Annotated in this window: 3 protein-coding genes and 2 tRNA genes; all 5 read left to right on the top strand. The window is 45.4% G+C overall.

Going from position 1 to position 6978, the window contains the following annotated elements; translation table 11 throughout:
- The first annotated feature begins 151 nt into the window (after nt 1-151).
- The 5 genes from Q1A70_RS10995 to nspC all read left to right on the top strand — a co-directional run bounded on the left by Q1A70_RS10995 (nt 152) and on the right by nspC (nt 6904).
- Nucleotides 152-238: transfer RNA gene (locus tag Q1A70_RS10995), tRNA-Leu, on the top strand.
- A gap of 32 nt (nt 239-270) precedes the next feature.
- Nucleotides 271-346, top strand: a tRNA-Gly gene (locus Q1A70_RS10990).
- Between the two features lie 1127 nt (nt 347-1473).
- Complete coding sequence (locus tag Q1A70_RS10985) at nt 1474-4401, top strand: pyridoxal phosphate-dependent class III aminotransferase (RefSeq protein ID WP_299690690.1); 2928 nt, start codon at nt 1474-1476, stop codon at nt 4399-4401.
- A gap of 8 nt (nt 4402-4409) precedes the next feature.
- The gene (locus tag Q1A70_RS10980) at nt 4410-5660 is read left to right on the top strand and encodes a carboxynorspermidine synthase (protein ID WP_299690693.1); all 1251 of its coding nucleotides are present in this window, start codon (nt 4410-4412) and stop codon (nt 5658-5660) included.
- A gap of 113 nt (nt 5661-5773) precedes the next feature.
- Nucleotides 5774-6904, top strand: coding sequence for a carboxynorspermidine decarboxylase (nspC, locus tag Q1A70_RS10975; RefSeq protein WP_299690696.1), 1131 nt, complete (start codon nt 5774-5776; stop codon nt 6902-6904).
- Nucleotides 6905-6978: the final 74 nt, after the last annotated feature.

Raw genomic sequence — 6978 nt, 5'->3', positions numbered from 1 at the left:
ACTAGCTCAGTTGGTAGAGCGCAACCTTGCCAAGGTTGAGGTCATCGGTTCGAACCCGATGTATCGCTCCAAATTTTGTAATGTTGATTGGCGTCAGCATTAAGATGGTGTTTTACTTTTCAGTAATCGGCATCGCAATAAAGAATTGCGTGCCCTGGTGGTGGAATTGGTAGACACAAGGGATTTAAAATCCCTCGGCGTTCGCGCTGTGCCGGTTCAAGTCCGGCCCGGGGCACCATCTATTAAAGTCTTTATCTTGATAAAGCAAATGCGATACTAGCTCAGTTGGTAGAGCGCAACCTTGCCAAGGTTGAGGTCATCGGTTCGAACCCGATGTATCGCTCCAAATTAAGAAGCCCGAACAGAAATGTTCGGGCTTTTTGGTTTCTGGCGTTTAGCTAAGTTAGTTTTTAAAAGCGAGATTCTCTATGAACTCATTTCTCGCTCTCGGGTGTGACGAAAGGACATCTGAGTCTCAAAGCCATCACTAACACCGCCTTGTTCCCAAGCTTTTTTTGCCCTATTTTTAACCACTTACTTACTGTGATTGGTATAATTTCCTCGTCATCTTCGGGCATGGGAAACGAATGAACCGACGCTCTGTTCCCTAAACGATGGTGTTGATGATATTTTCATCGTTTTCTCAGCCAAGGTTGTTATTTATTAAGTCATCACTAGGGCGTGTTGATCTTTCGTGGTTAAATTTTGTTCGAGATAAAAGCGTTTTAATTGCGGCGAGGGGGAAGTAGCCTAGTCATTCTAAGCAAATCTCCCTAAACAAAGAGTAAAACGCTTTTAGCCGAGCCCTTCGGGCAGCGTTTGCTGGTCATTTCTACTACGTTATCGGCTTCTCATGTAGGCTAGCTACACATCGACGCCTCTGCCTTGTATAAATACCCAGCAACTCGCTGCAAAAATCAGCTCGAAAGATCAACACGCCCTAAAAACTATTGATCGTTCGTTTCACTTTGTGTTACTTTCCCGCGCAATCTCGGAATGACTAATGTTCAAAAATAGCAGCGATGGCTTCTGGGGGATACGCGTAGTGACCATTCTTGCTGATTGGGACATTACGTAGGGTAGGTATCAGCTAGTCCTTTAGTTGATAGACGGGATACTTATGGCGCAGTTCGCCATGCTAATGGGAAACCCAACATTGAACACATTAACAATAACATTGCTAATCAGCTCTGCATTTCCAAAGGGATCAGCTCCTCATAGCTGCCAGATCCTGCACAAATGTCCAATTCTTCAAAACAGTAGCATTACTGAACCTTGAGCTCACACTAGCCATTTATCGCTGTCTTAAGATGGCCTTATTTCGTATTCGTCATTTGACTTATGCGAGCGTACCGCTATATCTCATTTCTGGACTCTATACATATTTCGCTCTAAGCACTCTTATTATTCCTAGAGGGCTGGTGGGCAGTTGCGTTTGATGGAGATGAGCATGAACCCATTCAAGGGATTTTTATGACTACTGCTTTTGAAGCCGATATCAATACTATCGCAAATTCATTTTCAACTATGGTTCCTATCGTAGAGGGAACTTACGACCTAACACCTGACGCTATTTTGCTAGAGCAAGAACTGCATGAGTCGGATGTTCGCTCTTACCCAAGACGCCTACCTATCGCGATTAAACGAGCATGTGGTGCGTTAGTTGAAGATACCCGTGGCCAGCTCTTTCTCGATTGCTTAGCGGGTGCAGGTACACTTTCTCTGGGTTACAACCACCCTGAGATTAACCAAGCACTTAAAGACCAACTCGATTCTGGTTTGCCATACCAAACTCTTGATATCACGACTCAAGCAAAAGAGACGTTTATCAAGCGAGTTAAAGCTTTTCTCCCTCAAGATTTTTCAAATAACTCGGTTCTTCAATTCTGTGGCCCGTCAGGCGCTGACGCTGTGGAAGCGGCGATCAAGCTCGCTAAGCAAACTACTGGTCGCAATACCATGTTTGCTTTTCGTGGTGCTTACCATGGAATGACGAACGGCACCATGGGTATGATGGGTAACCTAGGTACCAAAGAACGTCGTAGCGGCCTGATGTCTGACGTGCACTTTATGCCTTTCCCATACAACCTACGCTGCCCGTTTGGTATTGGTGGGGAAGCAGGCGCTAACGCAAGCATTCGCTACATCGAACGCATGTTGAATGATGACGAATCTGGCATCATGAAACCGGCTGCGATGATCGTTGAGCCTGTACAAGGTGAGGGCGGTGTGATTCCAGCTCCTGCGTCTTGGCTACAAGGTTTACGTCGTATCTGTGATGAACACGGCATTTTACTGATCTTTGATGAAATCCAGTGTGGTGTAGGCAAAACAGGTCATCGATTTGCGTTTGAAGAGTCAGGCGTTAACCCTGATATTTTATGTTTGTCTAAAGCGATTGGTGGCGGACTGCCTATGTCGCTGCTTGTATTCGATAAGAGCATCGATACATGGAAAGCCGGTGAGCATACCGGTACATTCCGTGGTAACCAGTTAGCTATGGTGTCTGGTGCTAAAGCGTTGGAAATCATCGAACGCGATGGTTTGGTTGAGCACGCGAACATCGTAGGTCAATACTTACGTCAAGGGTTAGAAAAGATCCAATCTCGCGTCAACTGTATTGCTGAAGTTCGTGGCAAAGGCTTGATGCTTGGTGCTGAGATCAAGCAACCCAATGGTGAGCTTAATAAGTTTGGTGAACCACAATCAGACGGTGAACTGACCCTAGCGATTCAACGCGCAGCATTAGAGCGTGGCTTGATGGTCGAAAAGGGTGGTCGTGATGGCTCTGTGATTCGTTTCCTTCCGCCGATGATTATCTCGTTTGAACAGATCGATTTTGCATTGCGCGTCATGGAAGAAGCGATCATCGCAGCAGGTGGCGGTTTACAGCCAGACCCTGCTTCGAGCGAACAAGCAAACCAAGAATGGAACAAGCATTTCATCCAGACAGGTTTAGGCGGTAGCGACGAATTTGCTAACGTGATGAACCAAACCACTCAAGCGATGAAAGCCGTTTTTGAACAAGTTGAAAAACCTTATTCAGGTTTAGACCCAAAAGTATTGGAAGCCGCCATTAATGCTGTTGATCTTGATAACAATCAGCACGCTTTGGTTGATGTTGTGGATAGCACCGCTGATCTTGTCGCAGCAAATTCAATCTTTGTGCAACACCCAGATTGTATTGCACATCTTCACACTCCACCTCTTATGGCATCTGTCGCGGCGGAATCGATTATCGCGGCGTTGAATCAATCAATGGATTCATGGGACCAAGCATCGGCTGCGACTTATGTTGAGCAGCGTGTAGTGGATTGGATGTGTGAGAAATACCAACTTGGTGCACAAGCTGATGGTGTTTTCACCAGCGGCGGTACGCAAAGTAACCTAATGGGCTTATTGCTTGCGAGAGATTGGGTGGCGGATAAGCACGATGGTCACTCCATTCAAAAGCTTGGTTTACCAGAGTACGCCAGTAAATTACGTATCTTATGTTCAAAGAAATCTCACTTCACTGTTCAGAAGTCTGCCTCTTTAATGGGATTAGGCGAAGCAGCCGTGTGTTGTGTGGATACCCATGCTAACGGCACCATCAAACCTGACTTGTTAGACGCAGAAATCAAAGCCCTTAAAGCTCAAGGGTTGATTCCTTTTGCGGTTGTTGGGACGGCAGGTACAACCGATCACGGTGCGATTGACGACCTTGAAGCGATAGCAGACATCGCCAACCAACAAGACCTTTGGTTCCACGTTGACAGTGCTTACGGTGGTGCGCTTATTCTAAGTAACCATAAAGCTCGCCTGAGAGGTATTGAAAAAGCAGACTCTGTGAGTGTCGATTTCCATAAGCTGTTCTTCCAAACCATCAGCTGTGGTGCTGTGCTTCTAAAAGACAAAGCGAACTTTAAGTACCTACTGCATCACGCAGATTACTTGAACCGTGAACACGATGAACTACCGAATCTAGTTGATAAGTCGATTGCCACCACCAAGCGCTTCGATGCACTGAAAGTCTTTATGACCATGCAAAGCGTTGGACCAAAGCAATTAGGCGATATGTACGATCATCTGTTAGAGCAGACGCTTGAGGTAGCAGACCTAATTCAAAACCAAGACGACCTAGAGCTACTTGCCCAGCCATCATTGTCTACTGTGTTGTTCCGTTCGGTGCCTTGCAATGGGCAATCAGAAAACAGCGCTATTGATCTAGACAAGCTGAATCAAACGCTAAGATTGGAAGCGTTAACTCGTGGTGTGGCAGTACTTGGTGAAACGGTTGTTGATGGTAAAAGCGCACTGAAATTTACGATTTTGAACCCGTGCTTAACGGCATCAGCTTTCAAATCTCTCATCAACAAAATTCAAACTCTAGCCATTGAGCTAGCAGAACAACAAGGGTAATTTAAACTATGGCTATTCTACAAATTGGTGCAGGCGGCGTTGGTTGGGTTGTTGCACATAAAGCAGCACAAAATAACGAAGTACTGGGTGATATCACGATCGCTTCTCGCACAATCGCGAAGTGTGAAAAAATTATCGAATCTATCAAAGGCAAAAACAACCTTAAAGATTCAACTAAGAAACTAGAAGCACGTTCAGTAGACGCTGATGATGTTGATGCGCTTGTTGCTTTGATTAAAGAAGTTAAACCTGATCTTGTGATCAACGCTGGTCCTCCTTGGGTAAACATGGCGATCATGGAAGCGTGTTATCAATCTAAAGTCTCTTACCTAGATACATCGGTAGCGGTTGACCTATGCTCTGAAGGCCAACAAGTACCACAAGCTTATGATTGGCAATGGGGTTATCGTGAGAAGTTCGCTGAAGCGGGTATCACAGGTATTCTTGGTGCTGGTTTCGATCCAGGTGTGGTTTCAGTATTTGCAGCACACGCTGTTAAGCATTTATTCGATGAGATTGACACTATTGATGTGATGGATGTCAACGCGGGTGATCACGGTAAGAAGTTTGCGACGAACTTTGACCCAGAAACCAACATGCTAGAGATCCAAGGCGACTCTTTCTACTGGGAAAATGAAGAGTGGAAACAAGTCCCTTGTCACTCTCGTATGCTTGAGTTTGATTTCCCTAACTGTGGAACTCACAAAGTGTACTCAATGGCGCACGATGAAGTACGTTCAATGAAAGAGTTCATCCCAGCTAAGCGTATCGAATTCTGGATGGGTTTCGGCGATGCTTACCTGAACTACTTCAACTGCATGCGTGATATTGGTCTTCTTAGCCCAGAACCATTAACGCTGCACGATGGTACTGTGGTTCAGCCTTTGCATGTTCTTAAAGCACTGCTGCCTGACCCAACGTCTTTGGCGCCGGGTTACACAGGTTTAACGTGTATCGGTACTTGGGTTCAAGGTAAGAAAGACGGTAAAGAGCGCAGCGTATTTATCTACAATAACGCCGACCACGAAGTGGCTTACGAAGACGTAGAGCACCAAGCGATCTCTTACACAACAGGTGTTCCAGCTATTACTGCTGCACTTCAGTTCTTCCGTGGCGAATGGGCTGATAAAGGCGTGTTTAACATGGAGCAACTCAACCCAGACCCGTTCCTAGCAACCATGCCGGAAATTGGTCTAGATTGGCACGTTCAAGAGTTAGAGCCAGGTCAAGGTCTACCTGTCATCAACAAGCTTAAGTAATTGCTAATAATGACACACTAAGCCATATGATTGGCAACAATGTTTAATTAAAAGCCGGTGCGTAGCATCGGCTTTGTTTGATTTTAGAGTGCTGCACTCAAGGTATAGGTAATATGCAAAACGAACTAAAAACGCCTTACTTCATGATCAACGAAGACAAGTTGATTGCGAACTTGGAGAAAGCCAAGCAACTGAAAGATATTTCGGGTGTGAAGTTGGTATTGGCTCTTAAGTGTTTCTCAACATGGGGCGTGTTTGACATCATCAAACCATACCTTGATGGTACGACAAGCTCTGGTCCTTACGAAGTGAAACTTGGCCACGAAACCTTTGGTGGTGAGACGCACGCTTACAGTGTCGGTTACAGCGAAGATGACGTGAGAGAAGTTGCTGACATCTGTGACAAGATGATCTTCAATTCTCAAAGCCAACTTGCTGCGTACCGTCATATTGTTGAAGGTAAAGCTTCACTGGGTTTGCGTTTAAATCCGGGTGTGAGCTATGCAGGACAAGACTTAGCTAACCCTGCGCGTCAGTTCTCACGTTTAGGGGTACAAGCTGATCACATCAAATCAGAAATCTTTGATGAGATTAATGGTGTGATGTTCCACATGAACTGTGAGAACAAAGACGTAGACGCGTTTATCGGCCTGCTAGATTCAATCTCCGAACAGTTTGGTGAGTACTTAGATAAATTGGACTGGGTGAGCATGGGCGGAGGTGTGTTCTTCACATGGCCTGGCTATGACATCGAAAAACTCGGCCTTGCGCTGAAAGCCTTCTCTGAAAAACACGGTGTGCAGATGTACCTTGAGCCGGGTGAAGCGATCATTACTAAAACAACTGACTTAGTGGTGACGGTGGTCGATATTGTTGAGAACATGAAGAAAACGGCGATTGTTGATTCAGCCACAGAAGCACATCGCCTAGACACGCTTATCTACAATGAACCAGCATCGGTATTAGAAGCATCTGAAAACGGCAGTCACGATTACGTGATTGGTTCGTGTTCGTGTCTGGCGGGCGATCAGTTCTGTGAAACAAGCTTTGATGAGCCGTTGAAGATTGGTCAAAAGCTGCACCTGTTAGACAGTGCTGGTTACACCATGGTGAAACTGAACTGGTTCAATGGTCTGAAGATGCCATCAATCTACTGCGAGCGCAGCAATGGTGACGTTCAAAAACTAAATGAATTTGGCTATGAAGACTTTAAACGTTCATTGTCACAATGGTCGGTTAAGTAACAGAATATTGCATTAGAACAATAAAAAGAGCAGCCGATGAGCTGCTCTTTTTGTTTTAGATAACGCTTAGTTTG

Origin of the sequence: uncultured Vibrio sp. (assembly GCF_947488985.1) — a bacterium.
Classification (GTDB): Bacteria; Pseudomonadota; Gammaproteobacteria; order Enterobacterales; family Vibrionaceae; genus Vibrio.
This window is presented reverse-complemented; position numbering and strand designations above follow the sequence as displayed.

Excerpts from the sequence above, each read along its gene's own strand:
- Q1A70_RS10985 (WP_299690690.1), top strand. The coding sequence starts at position 1,474 with ATGACTACTGCTTTTGAAGCCGATATCAATACTATCGCAAATTCATTT.
- nspC (WP_299690696.1), top strand. The coding sequence starts at position 5,774 with ATGCAAAACGAACTAAAAACGCCTTACTTCATGATCAACGAAGACAAG.
- Q1A70_RS10980 (WP_299690693.1), top strand. The coding sequence starts at position 4,410 with ATGGCTATTCTACAAATTGGTGCAGGCGGCGTTGGTTGGGTTGTTGCA.